Genomic DNA, 22,982 nt, shown 5'->3' on the forward strand with positions numbered 1-22,982 from the left:
TTGTGATCAGTTGAATACTGCGCAATTGTTTTTATATTTAATATACATAATTTATATACAACTTTATAGTTTATTTGATAAGTTAATAAAAATTTCGTAAAGGAACGTTTATAAAATGAAAAATATGTTTTCAATATTTCCTCTTAAATCATTAAGTTTATGCATTTTTGGTTTAGTCATTAGCATTACTAGCCAAGCAAGTGCTGCAAAGCATATAGATACAACAGCAAGTAAAACCCCAACTCAACCCAATATTATTTTAATTCTTACCGACGATCAGCCTTATGGCTATTTAGGCATTACTGGCAATAAAATAGTAAAAACGCCTAATATTGATGAACTTGCAAACCAAGGCGTGTTATTTACTAATGCTCATGTATCTAGTGCTATATGTACGCCAAGTCGAATATCAATTTTATTAGGTCAATATGAACGTAAACACGGTGTAAACTTTAATTCTGGTACGAGCGTATCTGAAGAAGCTTGGGAAAGTTCATACCCAATGCTGTTACGCAAAGCGGGGTACTTTACGGGTTGGGTAGGTAAAAACCATTCTCCTGTAGGTAAAGGCGGTTACAAAAGCGGCTTAATGGAAAAGAGTTTCGACTATTGGTATGCAGGCCATGGCCATCTTTCATTTTATCCAAAAGATCGACATAAAATATTTTCAGAAGCCAAAACCGACACTCAGCTCGAAGTTGTGTCAGAAGGTATAGATGACTTTTTAGATACAAATGAGTATAAATTTAAAAAAGCGATAAAATTTTTAGACAGTCGCCCTACTGATCAACCTTTTATGTTATCGGTTAACTTAAACCTACCTCATGGTTCAAGTACCAGTACGATGAAAATGAAAGAAACAGACGACGAAATATATAAAAGTTTATTTAGAGATCAAACCCTCCCTTTACCTAAAAACTATATAGCTAAAGCTGATATTAAAACGCCAAAATTACCAACAGACATACATCACGTAATAGATCGCCAAAATGGGTATAACGTTGTTGATACACCTGAAAAATTTAGAGAAGAATACACTCGACAATTACAAGCAATGACTGGAATAGATAGATTAGTCGGCAAGTTAAAACGTAAATTAAAAGATCAAAAAATTGATGATAACACCGTAATAATTTTCACTTCAGATCATGGTTTATTTATGGGTGAGCAAGGTTTAGGCGGAAAAGCATTATGTTATGAAAAAACAACGCATGTGCCTTTAATTATTTATGATCCAAGAAATAAACAAAACAATAAAACCAGTAATGCACTTGTACAGTCTATTGATATAGCACCTACATTATTGTCTTTAGCAAATGTAAAACAAGCGAGCACTTTTCAAGGCGAAAATTTGATGCCTTTATATAACGCAACTGATGTTACGGCTCAAACTAAGCGTAAATATATATTCTCAGAAAACTTATGGTCTACACATTTTGGTAATCCGCGATGTGAATCTATTCAAACAAACGAGTGGAAATACATTAGGTATTACAAAAACAACAACCTTTCAGCCACTAAAAAAATTGCGTTAGCAAAGCAACTAAAGATCCCTGTAAATAAAATGCTATACGCCTTTCATGATAACGATATTGCACAATATAGAGAGTTTATTGAAGGCCCATTACATAATGAACCAGTAGTTTACGAAGAGCTATATAACCTTAATAACGACCCTACTGAGTTAAAAAATGTTGTTACTGATAAAGAATATCAGCAGCAACTTAATACAATGAGAAAAGATTGGTATCAAACACTGTTAAGTGCTCGTGGTACCGAAGCGCCTAAGGTAGAACGTTTTACAATTGATTCTCAACAAGAACATAATACAGATATAAAACAGTATTAAGTCTTTTATTAAGGCTTAATAAACAAAAAAGCGCACAACATAGAATTTCTTTATGTTGTGCGCTTTTTATTGATTGATAACGAATAATCTAACTAACATCAGCTCAGGCTGTAAAATAGCTCATATTCGTGACACTTAATTGTATTTACTTAAGTCATTAAAAATCGGTAGCAAAACTTACTTAAAGATAGTATTCAGCTCATAAACACGGCATTATCAAACTGTATTTATAGGCTATACTCGTTACCAATGAAATTCTTTGGTTTTTCCTGCAGCGTTGATTGCTGAATTTTTGATAGACGTTGCTATTTTATCCGCAGTGTTACTAGAAGCTACAGCCCTAACCATAGTAAGACCACCAATTAAAATACCGAGTACAGTCCAAGCCTTTGATATACATTCTTCATGTGAATCACCAACAAGCCCCTGAGCCATCAGCTCAACTATCTCAAGCATTTTTTCTTCATAAATAGCATGTAATTCAGGTTTAGTACGAACAACTTCGGGAGAGAGAGTTGTCATCGCACAACCGCAAGAAAGATTATCACGATGGGCTTGACCTAGATAATAATTTGCAAAAACCTCAATCCATTGTATACCGTGCTGAAGTTGAAATTCAGGGATTGCAACAATCACCTCATCAAGACCTAGCGACAAAGCCTCTTCAAATGCACCATCTTTTGAACCTAAGTGAGCATAAAAAGCCCCTGAAGTAACTCCTGCTTCCTTAGCAATACCATCAACACCAATACCGGCGTAACCATGACTTCTAAAGCATTGACTCGCTGCGTTGATAATTCGTTTTCTTGTTTCTTGTTTTTTACTTATTTTCGTCATTTAAATATCTGCCCCCTTAATAATAGCCGCATTATAACTGTGTTTTCATTAACAATATAGAGGTCGTTATATTTTAATTGACAATATAACGATCGATATATAACATAGCGACAACTTAAATATAACGATCACTATATTTCTAGTTAAACCGAAGTTTAGTAAAAAACAACTTCTATTTACCACGAACAATTAACTTAACTATTACTGGAGAATACTATGCCACTAACACTTACTCTTACTGAAGGCGTTATCCCTGCGGGCTCTGAAAAAGAAGCCATTCAAAAAATTACTAATTCAATGCTCAAGCATCATGGCCTTTTAGGTAATAAATCAATGACACCTAATGTGACAGCACATGTATCTGTACTACCAAAAAACTCAACCTTCTCAGGTGGAGATGAATTTTCAGGCGTTTGGATGGAATGGAAAGTACCTTCTTTTGCTTTTTCTTCAAGAGAAATTCAATTGGCTCATTTTACCGAAGCAACCGAAATTATTAGAGAACTATCTGGCGGAAAACAACCAATAGAAAATATTTACTCGAATGTTATTCATACAGTAGATGGTTCATGGAATTTCAATGGTATTGCTATGACAAATGAAGAAATTGGTGCGGAAATTTCAAAAGGCTAACAAGGTTATTCACCCACTTTGGTAAGTAACATTTTTTCTCATTACTCTCTACATTGGATAGTAGGAAGAAAACATTACATAAAATCAATCGATAAGAACAGATAAATCTTTGGTGATCATGTTGTTATCCAAAACAATTTAACTAAAAAAGAGAAATCATATGTTTAAAAAAATAGCCGCCGCAAGTTTATTAGTCATAGTTTCAACTAACACCTTTGCGGTTCAAAAAGTGTGTACACCCATCGGTGGCGTAGCAATGCCGACATTCTCTCCTCAAGCTGATGGTACAGTGAGAATTACAGCCCCCTTAATTGGTAGTGCTAGTGCAGCTAGTGGCACAATTACTGCTCAACGTGAAACTAAAAGTGGTCTGCAAATGGATTTGAATCACTACTTCTTAAATAACACGGGAGGATCATTTCACACGATTGACCATGCAGAGCTAACCGCTGTGCCGGGCAAGGCTGGTAATTTTATGATCGAGATTAATTATTCAATTGAGAAAGAATCTACTACAGGTTCATTTAAAGGTTATGAGGGAAATTTTAAAAGTTACGGCTTAGTAGATTTGAATAATATGGAAGGGTTAGTACGTTATAGTGGTGAGATTTGTAAATCATAATTAGCAATCTAGATCAACAGAACCTAATCTCGGCTGTTATCTCTAAAGTAGCGGTAATGGTCGGTATTTACGTTAAGTTACTAGTAAGAGGATTAACAAATGAATATTTCAGACAATACAAGAACGCTAAATAAAGGAAGATTAAAAGGCGGTTGTTTATGCGGAGCTGTGCGCTACCAAGTACATAATAAGTTTAGCCATTTTTTCCTTTGCCATTGCAAACAATGCCAACAATTCACAGGCTCTGCCTTTGCAGCTAATATATTTACCTCACCTGATAATATTGAATGGTTGACGGGAAATGAAAAAATATCTTGTTATGAGCACCCAAATAGAGAGTTTTCTAAAGCATTTTGCTCGGCTTGTGGTTGCGCTTTACCCTTTATTAACCAAAGTGGTAAATCTTTAATTATTCCTGCTAGTTCATTATTCGATAAGGTTGAAAATATGCCTGAAGCTAATATGTTTGTTAACGAACAAGCTCATTGGTTGAATGACGGACTAGCAGAAAAAAAATTTAGTCATTTCCCAAATTAGTGACTATCTGCGTTATTTACGCTCAATAGCGAACTATTGAGCGTAAAACTTTAAATCAATTATCTATAAAGTCCGTCGCCTCAAACTGAAATTGATTAGTCAATAGCAACCAATTGATACGATCTTACATAATCGTAGAGAACGGTATTAATACTTTCGTCATCTAGCTCTTGCTCTGTAGGATATGGTTCATCGTCGCCTTCTATTTTTTTGATCAGTTTTTCTTGCCAAGTATAGGTTTCAGAAACCATTCTTAACGACATTTCACTATTAAAAGGTACAGCATCTTGAGGATTATTTAAATCAACCGTACCCGTTAACTGATTATCAAAATAAAATTTAACCTTATTCGGTGTAACCCACCATGCTGCATAGGTATGAAAATCGTCAGACAAATTAACTTTAGCGTCGTGTTTTACACCTTGTGAAATATACTTAGCGCCTTTGCATTTTCCATTAACCAGCTCTCGACCTTTATAATGGGTATTTGAATGCATTACATCGGTCCAAAACCTTTCTGGCCAGCCGCCAATAGCTTCTAAAATATCAATTTCAGTTGTGTGTGCCGTATTACAACCTGTGCCTGAATTATCGCTTTTATCTGAATGCAGCCAAAACGTTGTAGACATTTTAGTTTTAGAAGCTTTTACACGTGCTTCAAAATAACCATAAGTTGCGCTATGTTTACCTGATACCGCCGCACCGCCCATAGTATAACCATCACTATCTTCAGCATAAGTTGACGTGTTTAATGCAAGATTACCATTAACAACTTTTACGTTTTTTGGTAAAAAACGTGCCGGACGTCTTCCTTTCCACGTTGAAATAGAATCATTCCATTTGCTTGAATCTAAGCTGGTTCCATTAAATTCATCTGACATATTATCGATAAACTGCCATTTATACCCAGCCGGTGCTTCAGGTAAATGACTGATATTGTGAGCGCTTTGATTTACAGACGCTGAAGTACTTGATAAAGCCTCATCAGTACTTTGACAGCCAGACAATACTAACATTGCAGGTAAAGCGACCAAAGGTAAAAAGGGTGAAAGTAAGCTTTTATTCGATAGCCCTTTATTTGAATCTGTTTGTGAATTGTTCATTATTCGCCTTTATAGTATGTTGAAACTAAAAATAATCTAGGTAAAGATTTCACGTTCCAAACGAAATCTAGCTAAGGTATTAGATTTAAATATTTATTACTTTTTGCTAAGAGTTTTAACTTTTTTTAAATCATAAATTAAATCCATTTGTACCCACTTCTCACCTTCTTTTGCCCATTTTAATGGTTGTTGATACTTCCACATCAACTTCTCCCATTCTTCAGATTTAGTTTTACCTTCATCTGTTTTAGGTTCAGCGTTTGGATCAAAATCAGCGGTTGTTTCCATGATCATAAATAGTCGATCGCCTAGATGATATATTTCCATATCTGCAATACCCATTTCAGCCATATTTTTTGTTATTTGTGGCCAAGCATTTTCAGGTTGATGATATTCTATGTATTCTGCAATTAATTTTGGATCATCTTTTAAATCTAATGCTAAACAATAGCGTTTGTTTTTGCTCATAACTTCTCCGGTAATATTCTCTTATTTTTAAATAAGATCATTCAATTTGTATTAATCATTGTCGTTAAATATTAATTGTTATAAAGTTATCACATATAAAAATACAATTTAATATTTAAATTAACCTTATTTATAATAAATTTGAGATAACATCAAAATGAAACTAAAAACGATACTCTCCTACCAAACACTAACAAAAGGTATTGCTGGGCTATTGCTCAGTATAACCGTTTCTCCTATAGCGCTTGCTGCTAATGATTGGGAAAACCCTGAAGTTATTCATATTAACAAACTGCCTGCGCGTGCTACATCGTATTCGTTTGATACGGTTGAACAGGCACTTACCCGAGATAGAACTCAGGCAAGTATAAAAATGCTTAATGGTGATTGGAAGTTTAACTTTGTTGAAAAAGCCGAAGATCGTCCTAAAAACTTTTACAAATCAAATTTTAATAGTAAACAATGGAAGTCTATTCCGGTGCCTTCAAACTGGGAAATGGAAGGATACGGTACACCTATCTACACAAACTCACAGTATCCTATGTTTAAAAATGGTGCTACCGATGAAAACAGTATAGTGCCTCCATTTATTACTCGTGATAATCCAGTGGGGTCTTACCTTAAAGACTTTACCATTCCTAAAACATGGCAAGGCCAGCAAATACTGATCCATTTAGGTGGTGTTAGCTCTGCATATTACTTGTGGGTAAATGGTGAAAAAGTCGGTTATTCGCAAGGAAGTCGATTACCGTCTGAATTTGATATTACCGATCATATAAAATCTGGCACTAATACCGTAGCCGTTGAGGTTTATCGTTGGAGTGACGGCAGTTACTTAGAAGATCAAGATCACTGGCGTTTAAGCGGTATTCACCGTGAAGTCATGTTAATGGCACAACCTAAAATTGCGATTAACGATTTTCATGTAAAAACTAAGCTAAATGAAACTTATACCCAGGGCACATTACAAATAAGACCTGAATTGAGCTTTCCAAAACGCAAAGATGTTGATGGCTGGAACATTGAAGGCCAGCTATATAATGATTCAGGTAAAGCCGTTTTATCAACACCTATGAATGTTTCAGCTAACATAGTTTCAAGAACTATCTACCCACAGCGTGATAACTTTAAGTTTGATCTCATGAGTGCAACACTTGAAAACCCTAAATTATGGACATCTGAAACGCCTCATTTATATACCTTAGTATTATCATTAAAAAATACTCAAGGAACCGTAATAGAAACAAGAAGCACGCGAGTTGGTTTTAGAGACGTAAAAATTAACGACAAAGCAGAATTATTAATTAACGGTAAAGCCATTAAATTAATTGGTGTTAACCGTCATGATCACGATGTTAAAAAAGGCAAAGCGTTAAGCCGTGCTGATTTACTTGAAGACGTTTTATTAATGAAACGTTATAACTTTAATGCCGTAAGAACCTCTCATTACCCTAACGATCCCTATTTCTACGACTTATGTGACGAATACGGTATTTATGTAATGGATGAAGCTAACATTGAAAGCCATGGTGTTGGGGGCTTGTTAGCAAATCTTCCTGAGTGGAATAACGCCATGATGCAACGTGTTTTACGTATGGTTGAACGCGATAAAAATCATCCTTCTATTATTTCATGGTCTTTCGGTAATGAATCTGGCACAGGTCCTAACTTTGCTGCAATGTCTGGTTGGGTTAAAGACTTAGATAGTACACGCTTTATTCATTATGAAGGTTCACAAGGTGATCCTAACCACCCTGACTATATTGGTTTATCTGAACGTTATTCTACCAAAGCAGAAAAAGCTCAATTTCATACACCTTATGCTAACCCTACAGATCCGGCATTTGTTGATGTAATTAGTAGAATGTACCCGTCTTTAGAAGAACTGAAAGGCTTAGCAGACAGCCCATATGTTAAACGCCCTATTCTAATGTGTGAATATGCGCATGCGATGGGGAATTCACTGGGTAATTTAACTGAATATTGGGACATGGTACGTAGCCACGATAATATTGTAGGTGGTTTTATATGGGATTGGATAGACCAAGGTATAGAAGCTAAAAACGATAAAGGCGAAACCTACCTAGCATACGGTGGTGACTTTGGAGACAAACCTAATTCATCTAACTTCTGTTTAAATGGTGTTTTAGATTCTTACCGTAAAGCAACACCTAAACTGTGGGAAGCTAAGTATGTTTTTCAACCTGCTCAATTTGACGCTACTCATTTAGCCGAAGGAAAAATTGATGTAACTAACCGATTCTTTTTTGATAACTTAAAGCAATATTTATTAGTGTGGACTTTATCTGAAGACAACAAAGTTATTCAACAAGGTTCACTTAACGGTTTAGATATTGCGGCTCAACAAACTAAAGCGGTTTCAATTCCTTTTAACAAACCTGTATTAAAAGCGGGTGCTCGTTACTTTTTACAATTGAGTTTACGTACCATCAATAACACCAATTGGGCTGAAGCAGGACATGAATTAGCTAAACAACAATTTGAATTACCTTTTAAGAAAGAAGCTATTAAAACGGTTTCAAATAAATCGGTAAGTACTGACGACAAGCAAAATACAATAACGGTATCAAATAATGGTTTTAAAGCGGTATTTAACAAAAAGTCAGGCTATTTAACTGCTTACCAAGTAAATGGACAAACCGTGATTACTGGTGCGTTAAAACATAACTTTTGGAGACCATCTACAGATAACGATATTGGTGGATTCCAAGATTGGACATCACCTACCGACAACGTAGCTGACGATACTAAACCAGCAACAGGTCGAGCTGTTTGGCGTAAAGCAAGTGAAAACATGACACTGAGTGCTTTTGATATCGACACATCAAAAACTAGCGTTACCGTAACTACTAAACATTCTTTTAATAAACAACTTAACGTTACCACACAATATGTAGTAACAGGTGACGCAGCTATTAAAGTGAGCATGTCGTTAAATGCTGATGCAAACCTTACCAGTATTCCTCGCTTAGGTATGACAACAAACGTAAACCAGCGCTTATCAAATATGAGTGTTTACGGACGAGGCCCATACGAAAACTATATTGACCGTAACAACAGCGCTGACATTAGTATTTATTCAGGCAAGGTTGAAGACTTTATATACCACTACGCTCGCCCACAAGAAAACGGAAACCGTACCGACGTTGATTGGTTAAAACTAGCGACAGACAACGGCTTAACATTAACGATAGACGGTAAAGAAGATCTTAGTGTCTCAGTATGGCCATGGAGTGCTGAAAACTTAAATGCAGCACAACATACCTACGATTTAGTTAAACAGGGTAAATTCACCGTTAATATTGATTTAATACAATCGGGTGTGGGTGGTAATGATTCATGGAGCGCAAAAGCGGCGCCTATTAAACAGTACCAAGTACTTTCAGGAAAGTATCAATACACTTATACTATTTCAGCTAGATAACACCTTAGTTAGTTGATCACTTAGCGAAAATTAAAGCCCAAAGTTTACTTTGGGCTTTATCATTTTATTAGCAGTTATGATAAATTACATTTACACATTTGAGATATAACGATGAAAACAAATAAAATAAAACCTAAAAAAAACTTCAAACGTTCCCTATCATTTCTCGCTATTTCATCATTAATTACACTTATCGTCAGCGGGTGTAATTCATCTAACATCAATCCAAATAATCCTGAAAAACCAGTCAGTTCACAAGCTAATACAAAGCCAAACATAGTCCTTATTGTTACCGACGATCAAGGCTGGGGCGATATTGGCCTAAATAATAATCCTATTATTCAAACACCCAATATTGATGATTTTGCTAACCAAAGTGTTAGCCTAACTAATTTTCATGTAGATCCTACTTGCTCACCTACTCGCTCAGCTTTACTTACAGGCAAACATTCATTAAAAGCTGGTGTTTGGCATACCATTTTGGGTAGATACATGCTTGGGCCTGAGCATCAAACGTTAGCTGAAGTATTAAAAGACAATAACTACGACACCGGCATATTTGGCAAATGGCACTTAGGAGACAACTACCCTTACCGTCCACAAGATCAAGGTTTTAACGAAGTACTTATTCATGGCGGTGGCGGCGTAGGACAAACACCCGATTACTGGGGTAACACCCAATTTAACGACACCTATTTTAGAAATGGCGACCCAGAAAAAACAACCGGTTACGCAACAACGGTTTGGTTTGACGAAGCTAAAAAGTTTATCGACCAAAAACGCAACCAACCCTACTTTGCTTACATTCCTCTTAATGCACCTCACGGCCCTTACCGTGCACCAGAGAATTTTATACAACCTTATTTAGACAAAGGCTTAAACCGAACAATGGCAAGTTTTTATGGCATGATCACGCACATTGACGGTCAAATAGGCCTAATGCGCGAACATATAAAAGCAAGAGGCGAAACCGATAACACCATATTTATAGTCATGACAGATAATGGCAGTTCTTACCGCCCTACTAATAACAAAACTGAACTTGATGCTAAACATCAATCTATTCAACAAGCTTTTCCTGGTTGGATACCAAACGACAAAATGCGTGGCTACAAAGGTTCAGTATATGAAGGTGGCCATCGCGTACCCTTTATTATCTCATATCCAAACGGGCAACTTAAAGCAGGCAAGTACAATAACCTAACGGCACATTTCGATATTATGCCCACCATATTGTCGCTAGCAGGCATAAAAAATACCGTAAAAGGTATGGATGGAATCAACCTAGCAACACTGATTACTGAAGGTAAAGACGATTCATTAAGTGATCGCAGTGTGGTTATTACTAATCAACGTGTTTATCATCCAAGTGATAAGCGCCCTACCGCTGTAGCTTATAAAAACTGGCGCTTCATTAACGAAAACAATAAAGAAGCACTTTACGATATAACCACAGATCCATCTCAACAAGTCAATGTTGCTCAGCAACATCCAAATGTATTAGCTCAGTTAAAATTGATAAAACAAACTTGGTGGAACGAAAACGTTAAATTAGGTTTTAAAGATCGCTATATCTCTGTAGGCAATAAAGCAGAAAACCCCGTACGATTAAACGCTATGGATTGGATGGAAGTACCCGACAAGCAACCCGTACCTTGGTTTATTGGGCATCAACCTGCAGCTGAAGAATACGATTACATACACTGGTTAACAGAAGAAGATAAGTATACTTCGTTACCTTGGTATATTGATGTTGAAAAGGAAGGGAAATATCAAGTAAGCGCATATTTTCATGATATTCCAGCAGGTACACCTATTGGTAAAAAATACTGTGTTGTTCGTGTAAATGGAAAAAACACAGTTCAAACAGTATACGGCAGAGCCTCACATTGTATTGTTGATACCGAGTTAGTAACTGGCAAACAAAAAATCACCGCTTGGTTTACCGATAACAAAGAAACATTAGCGAAAGAAAAAGCGGCTTTTTATGTTTATATTAAGCATCAAGGGTTATAGATGGTAAAGTCTACAGAAGCTTAAAGTATTTTTATAAGTTACTGAAAAAAAATAGATATCAGAGTAAAAAACATCCACAATAATTGAAAGATTTTACTTTTTACTCTGATTATTATCATGTTCAGAAATTTTCAATAAAAAGCCTGTCGACGTTTTATACTTCCCTCCCATCAAGGCTAAAAATAAATAGGCGGGTTTATCGTCAATCATTAATACTTGTGGGCGTTCCATACGTTCAACTTTATCTTCATCGATGTAATGGGTATTTGTACGGTAGCCTAACTGTGGTTCAGACCAATTTAGTCCGTCTGTAGAGTTGAGCATCAACCCCACATGAGGATGTATACCCGTTACCACTCAAGATGCTATTTCAGAGCACTTGAGCGATATCAATTCAAGGCAATGCTTTGTAATAATGGTCGCTCCTTATAAAAAGCATTAACGATGAAGTGATTTTGCTCAAGCGCTTCTTCGATGGGTCTAAAAACAATTTATGCTTCGTTATTAACTTTAGTCAGGGAATAACCATGACGTAAACTTAATGCCTCGCCTAAATTGTTTTTAGTTCCCACTGAAACCTGCATCTTGAATGATAACGGGTATATAACCCCCATGTCGCGCATAATCATATGGTATTTATCTTGGTAACGATAAACATAAGCGTCTTCTACCTGTTTACCTATATTGGCAAAACTCACTAAAGGATTTTGTTCATGCTTTATCTAAGGTCCTTTAATATTTTTGGCGATAGCTACACCCATTTTACGCATGTTGTCGTTGTAACGATCCCACGCTTTATAATATAACCAATACTCACCGTTTGGATGCAATAGTAATGCTGGGTTTGTGGTTAGATAGCTATCCCACTGAGCTTTGTCTTTACTTACATCTAAAATAGGATCTTCGCTAACGCGCTTAAACGGCCCGTATAAACTATCTGATAGTGCTAAACCAATACGTTGTGTAGATGCGTGATGACCATCATATTTTTTAGCATCCGCTAAGTTATTACCAATAAAAAACAACGCATATTTATCTCCAACTTTTTGTATGGTTGGATTATGAATGGTATCGGCATCCCAATGACCTTGTCCTCTGCCACTTAACACCGTACCTAAAACGGTATACGGACCTTCAGGTTTATCAGCAACGGCATGGGCAATTTCACTATGACTAAGCCATCGACTATGTGTTCCGCGCCATCGCGAGTAAAACACATGAATTTTACCGTCGTCATCAATAATGGGTGATGTGCCCCATACATTCCAATTCTTGTGTTCTAAAATACGGCTACCTGAGCTAAGCGCTTTACTAAAAGTAGACTCTTTAATATTCTTTTCCGTAAGAATTTTTGCTAAATCATCTTGATTAATCTCTTTACAAATACTGTTAAAGCTTGCGGTTAGCATACTTATAAAAAGTATTTTTTGTATAATACTCATCCTTCTACTCCCCAAAAAACTGTTTTAATTCAGGATCTTTAGTTTCAATCATTTTACTAAAAATAATATCGTCAAATTGATTAATAATCTGCTGTAATTCAGGTTTATTGGTAGCAATTAAATTATGGTTTTCATTCGGATCATTTTCTAAATCATAAAACTCGTCGTAACCTCGATTGATAAAGTCTTTTACTAATTTGTAGCGACCATTACTGTACATGCGCTTTGCTGACACTGACTGATGTAACGTTGAATAGGCTCCATAGTAATCTTCTGAGATCAGGCTTTTTTCACCTAATAATACAGGTAAATAATTATTTCCTCTGATCAAAGTACTGTCATCTTTTTTTGCCTCGCCAATGGCTAATAATGTAGGAAACCAGTCTAAATTTGACAGGGTTGAATAACTTATCGAGTTAGCTTTAATCTTATTTGGCCAACGCACAATGGCGGGCACTTTAATGCTATTATCGTACATATTTGGACGCTGATTTGATGGAATATTCGTTGTTGCTTTTGTTGGGGTATTTAACAACCAATGACCATTACCTTTATGCCAAATGCCGTTATGCCCCATGTTATAGCCATGATCTGAGGTAAAAATAACAACGGTATTTTCAGATAAATTTAAACGCTCCACTTCAGCCATCAATAAACCCAAATTTCGATCAATGCTACGAATACTAGATAAATAGTCACGCATCATTTGTTTGGTTTTTTTAGTATCTAAATCTGGAAAGTCAGGATTAGGTATTTTCATGTCCATATTTTTATACGGAGCAGCATCTGCTTCAGCTACAGGTAACCAATTGGTATGTGGTGCGCGATAATGCAGTGATAATGCGAATTTTTTATCGTGGTGATTGTTTAAGAAACTTATCGCTTCAGTGGTTAATACATCTGCAGTTAACCCTTTATATTGTTTTTCTACGCCCTGCTTTTCTAATTTAGGATTTGCAGTTGAAGTACCGCCTTCTCTAAAACCAGTAAACTCATTATAACCTTGCTTAGTGGGATGAAATTTATCAAGTGTTCCCAAATGCCATTTACCAATTAATCCCGTGTAATATCCTGCTGTTTGCAGTAATTCAGGCCATGTAACTAAATCAGGGGTTAACCCTAAATCGGGTTCCATACGAGTTAATGACTTATAAATGGTGTTAATCCAATCATCAATTCCTACTTCATAGCCATAACGTGATGTTAATAAACCTGCACGAGAAGGACTACATACAGGAGTTGTAGTATAAGCGTTAGGAAAATGCATGCCTTGTTCAGCAAGTTTATCTAAATTAGGGGTAATAGCTTGTTCATTACCCGAAAACCCCACACCCCATGGTGCTTGGTCATCTGTATATATAAACAAAATATTAGGTGTATTATTCTGATTTACAGCGTCTTTTTCTTTTGAGTTGTTACTTGAAAGAGATGTGGGCGAACAACTGGTTATTGAATATAAACTGAGTAAAATTAATATTCTCTTTATATTAGAAACATCCATAGTATTTTTAGTTCATTATTTAAATCAAAGTTTGATTATGCACAAAAAACCTAAAAAATAAAAACGCTACTTTATATTTAAATAACAAACAAACAAAAACAATTTATTCAATCAACACAAAACTTATTGAAATTATAACCACAACAAATACAACAACCAAAAATGAGTTATATTTAAATTGATTAAATTACATGTAAATACTATCATTTGTAAAATAAAACAATAATAAACGTTGAGACATTTTTAAGTTAAAAGTTTTATACTTAACTCTGTATAGGCACGGTGCATAATTATTCGTAATAAGTTATTGTTATGCCCATTAAATACTAGGGTCTGTTGACCTTTCGAGTATGGTTTTTGTTCAATTTAAAAGCGCTTTAGTCACAGGTTTTACGTTCCAAACAAAACCTAAGTACCTACATCCATGTAGGTAACGAAGAATAAATCGCTTTTAAATGAACCCTTGGGCAGCGCCTGTTTGATATTTCTACATCGTTATAGTGATTTTATGTGGAACGACCACACATCAATCACTATACCTTGTATAAAAATAAAACAGACTGCTGCAAAAACATACCTAAAAGGTCAATAGACCCTAAAATAAAAACACTATGATTAGGAATATCAACAGCTATGTTTGCCATAAAAAAATCAATCAAAAACATATTAACCCTTTCAATAACACTATCATTATCAAGTGCTATTTTAACTGGTTGTAATAAAGCGCCAGAAACAGAAAGCGCAGTAAGTAAACCTACGGCTATTAAAGCCAACAACAAACCTAACATCGTTATATTTTATGTTGATGATTTAGGCTACGGTGATGTTGGCTCTTACGGCGCAAAAGGTGTTGAAACGCCCAATGTTGATGAATTAGCTAAAAATGGTATTCGATTTACTGATGCACATAGCTCTGCTGCTACTTGTACTCCTTCACGTTATTCTTTATTAACAGGAGAATACGCATTTCGCCAACATGCTTCGGTACTAAAAGGCGATGCGGCATTAATTATTCCTACGGATAAACCCACTTTACCTAGTATGCTGAAAAAAGCTGGATACTCTACAGCAGTAGTTGGTAAATGGCATTTAGGTTTAGGTGACGGAAAAACCCCAGTAAACTGGAACGATAAAGTCTCGCCAGGGCCTTTAGAGATTGGTTTTGATTATAGCTTTTTAATGCCTGCAACGGGCGATAGGGTACCGAGTGTTTATTTAGAAAACCATCATGTATTAAACATAAGTCAAGATGATCCTATTGAAGTCAGTTACAAAAACAAAGTCGGGATACGACCAACAGGTACTGAAAACCCTGAGTTATTACGCCAAGCGGCTGATCCACAACACAGCAATACGATTATTAATGGTGTTAGTCGCATAGGTTGGATGAAAGGTGGTGTAAGCGCAGAATGGAAAGACGAAGACTTTTATAAAATATTCACTAATATGGCCAACTTTTTTATTGAAGATAATAAAGAAAAACCGTTCTTTTTATTCTTCTCTTTTCACGATATTCATGTACCTAGATTACCCAATGATATGTTTAAAGGTAAAAGTACCATGGGTGTTCGAGGAGACGCTATTGCACAAATGGATTGGATCACGGGCGAAGTAGTTAATAAACTAAAAGCTGAAGGTTTACTCGACAATACCTTAATTATTTTTACCAGCGACAACGGCCCTGTACTTACCGACGGTTATGACGATGAAGCGATAGAAAAATTAGGCGACCACAAACCTAGTGGCGACTTTAAAGGCGGTAAATACAGCGCTTATGAAGCTGGCACACGTGTACCAACAATTGTTCACTACCCTGCTAAAGTTAAAGCAGGTACCAGTAATACATTAATGAGCCAAGTAGATATTTATGCCTCTTTAGCTAAATTGGTTAATGTAGATCTTAGTAAAGAAGAAGCTATTGATAGTAAAAACTACCTTAATGCTTGGTTAGATGCTTCTGTTGAAGGTAGAACAGAATTAATTGAAGAAGCTTATACACTGTCATTAAGAACAAAAGAATGGAAATATATATCACCAAGTAAACAGCCTAATGATTGGATAAAAGAGAATAAAAACATTGAATCGGGTTTATCCCCTATTCCACAACTCTTTAATTTAGCAGAAGATAAATCTGAGCAAAATAATATCGCGCTACAGCACAAAGCCGATGTTGCAAAATACCAACAAAGAATTGAAGCAATAAAAGCACAAACTCAGCGAGATTAGTTCTTTTATGTGAAATTTCATATAACGCATACTGCCCTAACTTATAACTCAGTGTTAAAGACGTTAAAAGTTAGGGTATACTCCCTCCCAATATTTTATTCTCATTAGCTTGGCAATTTACATGTTCAAATTTTTATTTACTCGCGTGTCTTATTTTTCGGTACTTGCTAGTTTTTTTTATTGTACAACCACACTAGCATTTATTAACAAAGATGCGGATCCACAAAATTGTACTTCTTGTCATCAAGCAGCTGTATCGTCGTGGTTGAAATCAGACCATGCAAAAGCGATGGATGTAGCAACAAAAAAAACAGTATTAGGTGACTTTAATAATACCAAAGCCACTCATTACACCCAGAAAGCACGTTTCTATACTGAGAAAAATAACTTTTTTATGGAAATGAACCATGAAAACAAAACCTCAGTTTATAAAATAAAATACACCTTTGGACATTATCCACTTCAACAATACCTTATTGAAACTAAAGACGGTAAATACCAAGTATTACCTTTTTCATGGGACAGCCGAACAAAAGCCGAAGGCGGGCAACGTTGGTTTGTAATGTATGAAGACGAAGACATAAAAGCAGAAGACAGATTACATTGGCAACAGCCACTACAAAGCTGGAACGGTATGTGCGCTGACTGCCATTCTGACGGACTAAAACGTAACTATGATAAAGATAAAGGAACGTTTGATACAACATTTGACAATATCAACGTAGGTTGTCAGTCGTGTCACGGTAAAATGAACAACCATACAAAAGATAAAGACACGATAGTTAAAAACTCACGAAACCAACCCCAAATAATTAATAACTGGTTACGTAAAGTTGGCGAACGAACAGCAAGCTGGCAAGGTGAAAAACGTGATAATTCATTTATGGATACGTGTTTTGCGTGTCATTCACTTCGCTCACCACTAACAGACGGTATAAAACCTGAACATGCATTTTTAGATCAGTTTTCACCAAGCTTTATAATTCCTCCGTTATACCATGCAGACGGACAAATAAAAGAAGAAGTCTACGTTTATGGCTCTTTCTTGCAAAGTAAAATGTATAAAGCTGGCGTTAACTGTATTGATTGTCATGATCAACACACCATGAAAATTAAAGTGCCAGACAACGGATTATGTTTGCAGTGTCATAGTGCGGAGGTGTTTAACCAGCCGACTCACTTTAACCATGAAGAAGGTTCTGAAGGCAGTAAATGTGTAAATTGTCATATGCCAAATAACCGTTACATGGGGGTTGATGACAGACGAGATCATAGCTTTAAAATACCTCGCCCTCACCTTTCTACAGCTAACGACACACCTAATGCCTGTACAAGTTGTCATGAAGATAAAGACAACAACTGGGCAGCAGCTAAACTTGAACAATGGCACGGTAAACCTAAAGCCTTATCAAAAACCTATACTGACTTTTTAAGTTTACAAAGTGGTAAACGCCTTCAATTACCACAGCACTTAGCTATTGTTAATGACAAAAACCTTAATGATATTATTAGAGCAACAGCATTAACCGGTTTGGTTAATACCACTGGACAATTATCAAACGACATAATTAAGCCTTGGATAACTTCTGACAAACCTTTAATAAGATTAGCTTTAGCACAAACAGGTCAACTTGTTCCACCAAACGAGCGACACCTTGCATTTGCCACCTTATTATCAGACAAATACAAATCGGTAAGAGTTGCAGCGGCTAATCAATTAATAGGTAATACACAAGTTAATGCTGATGTAATGAAAAAAGCATTTGATGAGCTTATGCTATCAAACGATATTAATACGTGGCGTGGTGAAGGTAACTTAAACGAAAGTATGATCCATTACGGTTCAGGAAATAGAGACAAAGCGATTGCTGCTTTAAAAAATGCCATTAAGGTTGACCCATACTTTAGCGCACCTTATTTAAACTTAGCTGATATCTATAAAACCATGGGCGATTCAGTCAACGAAGCAAAAATATATCAACAAGCTTTGAAAACATCACCATTAGACGGCATGGTTCATTACAGTTACGGTTTATACTTAATTCGTAATAAAGATACCGCAAACGCTATTAATGCTTTTAAACAAGCCATTAAATTAGAGCCAACTAATTCTCAATATATATATTTATATGCGTTAGCTCAAGACAGCGTGGGAAAAACCAAGCAAGCGTTAATGCAATTAAGAATGATGATCGCTAAAACTGATAACCCACAGCAGCTCGCTCAATTAGGACTAAGCTTTTCTCAAAAATTAAGAGATCAAAAAAGCTATCAATTTTTTGGCCGATTCATGCAACAATAATCTAAGTTCTGTTTAACTTGTACTTTATATTTATGTAGAGTCGGGACTAAAAAAGGGAGCAATTATTCATTGCTCCCTTTTTAATTTTACCCATAATGTATTTCAAATTCATACGAACCGTAATTAAGCTACCACTCTTGATCATACATTAACTTTTGCCTCCTATTCTTTCATCCTATAATTCATTTTAAATTTTAAATTTTAAAATAAATATAATAAAACAAAAAACAACAATCAAATCCAATTAACTAAAATTATACTTAAAAAATAAAACACTAATCATTAACTGAAATTAGAAAAGGCAAACGTTATACAAAAAGCCATAGCAAATCAATAATTTTACATGCCCCTCTACCTGAAATTAATACACCTAATAAACAATAACTAAAGAACATTGAAAACGTATTTATGAATATTTTGATATTAACATCAGAATATATATAACCAAATATTCCTAATAATAATCAGCTAAGCTTGTTTTTTATAAATAAAACGTATAGTTTATATGTAACAATTTATTTATATAATTGTTGTTATAAAAATAATATAAAAAATAAAATTCTTACAATACATTTTTTGGGGATAAATAATGTCAAATAAATATAACTTACATCCACTATCAATAGCTGTAGCACTATCGATTGCTAGTACTCCTATGTCGTATGCCTTTGCAGAAGAAGCTAAAACAAAAGCAGATGAAGCAAAAGAAATCGAAGTTATTGAAGTCACTGGTTTTAAAGGAAGTTTATTACGCTCTTTAAATAACAAACGTTTAACTGATTCTATTAGTGATTCAATATTTTCAGAAGATATTGGTAAATCAGCTGACCAAGATATTGGTGAGGCACTTCAGCGTGTAACAGGTGTTTCTATTCAACGCGGTGAAGGCGCTGGTGGATCAGAAGGTACAACAGTAACCGTGCGTGGTGCTGGCCCTAATTTAAATAACATTATGTTAAACGGCGTTGCACTTACCAGTAGTACAGAAAGTCAAGCTGTTGATTTAAGTGCTTTTTCTTCAGATATTTTAAACTCAATCGAAGTTATGAAAACATCAGCTGCGGATCAAGAAGAAGGTAGCTTAGGTGCAAACATAGAGTTAAAAACATTTAGACCATTAGATTCAAATAAAAATAAACGTGTTCTAGAAGTTCAGGGACGTTATGATGATTATATTGAAAAAAATGACTTCAAAATATCGGGCTCGTTCTCAGAAAAATTCTTAGACGATACGTTAGGTTTTTATATAACGGGTTTTAAAGAAACTCAACAAACTCGTCGAGATATGTTTTTTACCAATGAGCTTGTGAACTATACAATACCCGATGCTATTAATTCAAAAACAGGCGAAAGAATGGGTGAACCTGTTACCGGTCTAATGAACTCTCAAAATGGCTTTACTATGTTTACTAATAGCATGGAAAGAACAGGTTTTACCACCTCATTACAATGGTTAATCAGTGATCGAACGGAATTAAATCTAAACGCGACCTACTCGGATCAATATAGAGAGCAAGATGACGATAGTATTGTTTCTATTGGCGATCAAAACCCATACATTGAAGCCGATATTCCAAGAATTTATGATGCTGAAAACCCTTGGGTTGTTTATGATCCTGACAGCCAAATGTTTATCAAGAAAGTTGACCGTATGGCTCGAGGGCGTACAACCAGTACAGAGTCAGGAGTTACCACTAAAAATACCGTACTTAACCTTGACCTTAATCATCACTTTACTGACGACTTTAGCATGAACCTTCGAGTGGGTTATTCAAAAACCACCGCTAATGATGAGTATTTCACCAATTTTAATTCAAATAACTATAATAATATTCCTGATGAAGTATTACTTGCTCTACCTTCAGAGCAAGTTCAACCATCAGGTTATGATTGTACCAGCGGTGTTTGTTATTCAATCACAGGTACAAGTCTAGTAGATTTTGGACCAGCAATTGATGCAGATGGAAACCCTGATCCAAGTGGAACTCCTCAAACGGGTGCTCCTGGTGAACCAAACGCAGATAACTTTTCTACAACGGCATATAACCCAGATGATTTAAATGCAATTCATTTACAACAAGCCAATACCCGTGATAGAGAAATGAATGATAACCAAAAATCAATTTATCTTGATTTTGATTGGGCAGTAGAACTAGGACCTATTACCTCTTTTGAATTTGGTCTTAAGTATCAAAAACGAAATAAAGACGTATTTAATCAAGGTTATTTTTGGCAAGGCGCTCCAACACCTGTTGATGTAGAGCCTACAGGTGTAGATATTGCTGATGTTCGCTTAATTGATGTTAATGGCGGCGAAACAGGGTATGGCGATAGCTTCTTAAAAGATTTAGGTTACGAACGTACAAATACTACTGATGGCTGGTATACAATTGACGCTCGCAAGGCTCTAGATGCAGTTTTCGCAACAGATAATGTTGTTGGTGTACCTGATTTATCAAACGACAGAGAAATAAATTTAGAAAATAAAGCGTTATACTTTAAAACAAATTTCTCACTTTTCGATGATAGATTAACAGGTAATGTTGGTGTTCGTTATGTAGAATCAGGCGTAGAGTCGGTGGGTTATTCATCGGTTAACTTCCAAAATCTGAACTTGGTATCTTATGATCTACTAAAAATAGCAACAGATAGCTCTCTAGCGCCTTGTACACTTGAACAATTATGGAAAAATGGTACTCCAGGTGGCGGCATTGGTAATGTTAATTTTGCTGGTGAACCTAGTGCTGATGGTAAAAGCGTTGTACCTATTGCTTCGCAAAGTTGTTATGACGAAAACTTTAATGCTGGCGGGTTAAACCGACATCGTTATCTTGATAATACAACACCTACTGACCCAGACCAATTTCGTTCTACCGCAGAAAATACTGAAAAAAATTGGTTACCTAGCTTAACGTTAAATTATAAACTTAATGAAGATACCGTTATACGTTTTGCAGCATCTAAGACAATGGCAAGACCACAAATAGACTCATTAAAACCTAGCTTTAAGTTTAATGAGGCAGTATTTGGTACAGGTAATTCAAATGGTACGATTTTCAATCCATTCTTAAAACCACTTGAATCTAAAAATTTAGATTTATCTTATGAATGGTACTTTAACGAAGGTGGTGCTTTAACGGTTGCTTTATTCAATAAAGATATGAGTAACTTTGAAGAGCGTGCTTCTGTTGGTGCTCATTGGACCGATTTACGTGGCTTAGATTCTGATGCATTATCTCAGTTAGACCCTTTCACAGACATATTAATTACCAAACCCGCTGGTGATACAATTAAGTACGATGCTTCTGTTGCTGATGGCACTAACTGTTTGATCAATCGAAGACACAGATTCCAAACAAACGCATTGGATACACAAGGCGATTGTGATGTTATGAATGTAACTGTAATTAGAAACGGTGCTGGTGGAACCAATAGAGGATTAGAAATAGGTTACAACCAAAACTATGACTTTTTACCGGGTATTTTTGGTGGGTTAGGTGCAGCAATTAACTATACCTATTCAGATTCTACAACAGACGCAGAAATTGGACCATTAGGGCTTAAACTAGCAGCAATGCCTATGGCAAACATATCTAAACATGTTTACAATATTTCAACGTTTTGGGAACAAGATGGTAATTTACTTCGTTTAGCTTATAACTATCGTACAGATTCTTTAGCCAATCGCGGCTTTAAAGATGGCGCATTATGGAATGAAGGCGGTGGCCAATTAGATCTATCAGCTACCTATAAATATAACGATTCAGTTACCGTTACTTTTAATGCTGTAAACCTGACTAACAAGGAAAATCGCCAGTATTATACCAACTTACATGACGAAGACTTTGTAATTGAAGGAAATGCATTAGAAGATGATGTGAATAAATCAAGAACTATACGTGCATGGACTACAGGTACTATATATCGCCTAGGTGTTAGAGCTACGTTCTAATAGCAATTTTATAACCTAAACAAAAAGCACTTACCAAGGTAAGTGCTTT

16 protein-coding genes are annotated in these 22,982 nt (G+C 35.7%); 9 read left to right on the forward strand and 7 right to left on the reverse strand.

Annotated features, from left to right (window positions below; all coding sequences use genetic code 11):
• Window positions 1–115: 115 nt before the first annotated feature.
• Complete coding sequence (locus AC0L5Q_RS03570; protein ID WP_473614334.1) at window positions 116–1,849, forward strand: sulfatase-like hydrolase/transferase; 1,734 nt, start codon at window positions 116–118, stop codon at window positions 1,847–1,849.
• A gap of 243 nt (window positions 1,850–2,092) precedes the next feature.
• Here AC0L5Q_RS03570 and AC0L5Q_RS03575 read toward each other — a convergent pair whose 3' ends face one another.
• Window positions 2,093–2,686, reverse strand: a complete 594-nt coding sequence (locus AC0L5Q_RS03575; RefSeq protein ID WP_473614335.1) for a TetR/AcrR family transcriptional regulator — start codon at window positions 2,684–2,686, stop codon at window positions 2,093–2,095.
• 216 nt (window positions 2,687–2,902) lie between these two features.
• On the opposite strand from AC0L5Q_RS03575, the gene AC0L5Q_RS03580 reads away from it, so the two are divergent.
• The 3 genes from AC0L5Q_RS03580 (at window position 2,903) to AC0L5Q_RS03590 (ending at window position 4,478) form a co-directional block, all read left to right on the forward strand.
• Window positions 2,903–3,319, forward strand: coding sequence for a 4-oxalocrotonate tautomerase (locus AC0L5Q_RS03580; protein WP_473614336.1), 417 nt, complete (start codon window positions 2,903–2,905; stop codon window positions 3,317–3,319).
• Between the two features lie 160 nt (window positions 3,320–3,479).
• A complete protein-coding gene (locus AC0L5Q_RS03585; RefSeq protein ID WP_473614337.1) occupies window positions 3,480–3,941 on the forward strand; it encodes a hypothetical protein in 462 nt (153 codons plus the stop codon).
• Between the two features lie 99 nt (window positions 3,942–4,040).
• The gene (locus tag AC0L5Q_RS03590; protein WP_473614338.1) at window positions 4,041–4,478 is read left to right on the forward strand and encodes a GFA family protein; all 438 of its coding nucleotides are present in this window, start codon (window positions 4,041–4,043) and stop codon (window positions 4,476–4,478) included.
• 95 nt (window positions 4,479–4,573) lie between these two features.
• Here AC0L5Q_RS03590 and AC0L5Q_RS03595 read toward each other — a convergent pair whose 3' ends face one another.
• A complete protein-coding gene (locus AC0L5Q_RS03595) occupies window positions 4,574–5,581 on the reverse strand; it encodes a family 16 glycosylhydrolase (protein ID WP_473614339.1) in 1,008 nt (335 codons plus the stop codon).
• Between the two features lie 96 nt (window positions 5,582–5,677).
• Window positions 5,678–6,049, reverse strand: a complete 372-nt coding sequence (locus AC0L5Q_RS03600; protein WP_473614340.1) for an L-rhamnose mutarotase — start codon at window positions 6,047–6,049, stop codon at window positions 5,678–5,680.
• A 157-nt stretch (window positions 6,050–6,206) separates the two neighbouring features.
• Here AC0L5Q_RS03600 and AC0L5Q_RS03605 point away from each other — a divergent pair, with 157 nt between their 5' ends.
• Both AC0L5Q_RS03605 and AC0L5Q_RS03610 read left to right on the forward strand, forming a co-directional pair.
• Window positions 6,207–9,494: a glycoside hydrolase family 2 TIM barrel-domain containing protein gene (locus tag AC0L5Q_RS03605; RefSeq protein WP_473614341.1), complete on the forward strand. Its 3,288-nt coding sequence runs from the start codon at window positions 6,207–6,209 to the stop codon at window positions 9,492–9,494.
• 111 nt (window positions 9,495–9,605) lie between these two features.
• Entirely contained in the window at window positions 9,606–11,510 is a 1,905-nt protein-coding gene (locus AC0L5Q_RS03610; RefSeq protein WP_473614342.1) for an arylsulfatase, read from the forward strand.
• A gap of 93 nt (window positions 11,511–11,603) precedes the next feature.
• Here AC0L5Q_RS03610 and AC0L5Q_RS03615 read toward each other — a convergent pair whose 3' ends face one another.
• The 4 genes from AC0L5Q_RS03615 to AC0L5Q_RS03630 form a co-directional block, all read right to left on the reverse strand.
• Entirely contained in the window at window positions 11,604–11,867 is a 264-nt protein-coding gene (locus tag AC0L5Q_RS03615; RefSeq protein ID WP_473614343.1) for a hypothetical protein, read from the reverse strand.
• Between the two features lie 134 nt (window positions 11,868–12,001).
• Window positions 12,002–12,208 carry a hypothetical protein gene (locus AC0L5Q_RS03620; RefSeq protein ID WP_473614344.1) on the reverse strand — a complete coding sequence of 69 codons (207 nt, stop codon included), beginning with the start codon at window positions 12,206–12,208 and terminating at the stop codon, window positions 12,002–12,004.
• Window positions 12,209–12,232: 24 nt separating this feature from the next.
• Window positions 12,233–12,952: a glycoside hydrolase family protein gene (locus AC0L5Q_RS03625; protein ID WP_473614345.1), complete on the reverse strand. Its 720-nt coding sequence runs from the start codon at window positions 12,950–12,952 to the stop codon at window positions 12,233–12,235.
• A gap of 4 nt (window positions 12,953–12,956) precedes the next feature.
• Window positions 12,957–14,453, reverse strand: a complete 1,497-nt coding sequence (locus tag AC0L5Q_RS03630; protein WP_473614346.1) for a sulfatase family protein — start codon at window positions 14,451–14,453, stop codon at window positions 12,957–12,959.
• Between the two features lie 633 nt (window positions 14,454–15,086).
• On the opposite strand from AC0L5Q_RS03630, the gene AC0L5Q_RS03635 reads away from it, so the two are divergent.
• The 3 genes from AC0L5Q_RS03635 to AC0L5Q_RS03645 all read left to right on the forward strand — a co-directional run bounded on the left by AC0L5Q_RS03635 (window position 15,087) and on the right by AC0L5Q_RS03645 (window position 22,933).
• The gene (locus AC0L5Q_RS03635) at window positions 15,087–16,679 is read left to right on the forward strand and encodes a sulfatase family protein (RefSeq protein ID WP_473614347.1); all 1,593 of its coding nucleotides are present in this window, start codon (window positions 15,087–15,089) and stop codon (window positions 16,677–16,679) included.
• A gap of 121 nt (window positions 16,680–16,800) precedes the next feature.
• A complete protein-coding gene (locus tag AC0L5Q_RS03640) occupies window positions 16,801–18,981 on the forward strand; it encodes a multiheme c-type cytochrome (RefSeq protein ID WP_473614348.1) in 2,181 nt (726 codons plus the stop codon).
• 589 nt (window positions 18,982–19,570) lie between these two features.
• Window positions 19,571–22,933 carry a TonB-dependent receptor gene (locus tag AC0L5Q_RS03645; RefSeq protein WP_473614349.1) on the forward strand — a complete coding sequence of 1,121 codons (3,363 nt, stop codon included), beginning with the start codon at window positions 19,571–19,573 and terminating at the stop codon, window positions 22,931–22,933.
• The last annotated feature ends 49 nt before the right edge of the window (window positions 22,934–22,982 follow it).

It is taken from the genome of Pseudocolwellia sp. G5-9, assembly GCF_055808995.1.

Excerpts from the sequence above, each read along its gene's own strand:
- AC0L5Q_RS03580 (WP_473614336.1), top strand. The coding sequence starts at position 2,903 with ATGCCACTAACACTTACTCTTACTGAAGGCGTTATCCCTGCGGGCTCT.
- AC0L5Q_RS03610 (WP_473614342.1), top strand. The coding sequence starts at position 9,606 with ATGAAAACAAATAAAATAAAACCTAAAAAAAACTTCAAACGTTCCCTA.
- AC0L5Q_RS03635 (WP_473614347.1), top strand. The coding sequence starts at position 15,087 with ATGTTTGCCATAAAAAAATCAATCAAAAACATATTAACCCTTTCAATA.
- AC0L5Q_RS03575 (WP_473614335.1), bottom strand. The coding sequence starts at position 2,686 with ATGACGAAAATAAGTAAAAAACAAGAAACAAGAAAACGAATTATCAAC.
- AC0L5Q_RS03585 (WP_473614337.1), top strand. The coding sequence starts at position 3,480 with ATGTTTAAAAAAATAGCCGCCGCAAGTTTATTAGTCATAGTTTCAACT.
- AC0L5Q_RS03640 (WP_473614348.1), top strand. The coding sequence starts at position 16,801 with ATGTTCAAATTTTTATTTACTCGCGTGTCTTATTTTTCGGTACTTGCT.
- AC0L5Q_RS03600 (WP_473614340.1), bottom strand. The coding sequence starts at position 6,049 with ATGAGCAAAAACAAACGCTATTGTTTAGCATTAGATTTAAAAGATGAT.
- AC0L5Q_RS03605 (WP_473614341.1), top strand. The coding sequence starts at position 6,207 with ATGAAACTAAAAACGATACTCTCCTACCAAACACTAACAAAAGGTATT.
- AC0L5Q_RS03590 (WP_473614338.1), top strand. The coding sequence starts at position 4,041 with ATGAATATTTCAGACAATACAAGAACGCTAAATAAAGGAAGATTAAAA.
- AC0L5Q_RS03570 (WP_473614334.1), top strand. The coding sequence starts at position 116 with ATGAAAAATATGTTTTCAATATTTCCTCTTAAATCATTAAGTTTATGC.
- AC0L5Q_RS03630 (WP_473614346.1), bottom strand. The coding sequence starts at position 14,453 with ATGGATGTTTCTAATATAAAGAGAATATTAATTTTACTCAGTTTATAT.
- AC0L5Q_RS03625 (WP_473614345.1), bottom strand. The coding sequence starts at position 12,952 with ATGAGTATTATACAAAAAATACTTTTTATAAGTATGCTAACCGCAAGC.
- AC0L5Q_RS03645 (WP_473614349.1), top strand. The coding sequence starts at position 19,571 with ATGTCAAATAAATATAACTTACATCCACTATCAATAGCTGTAGCACTA.
- AC0L5Q_RS03595 (WP_473614339.1), bottom strand. The coding sequence starts at position 5,581 with ATGAACAATTCACAAACAGATTCAAATAAAGGGCTATCGAATAAAAGC.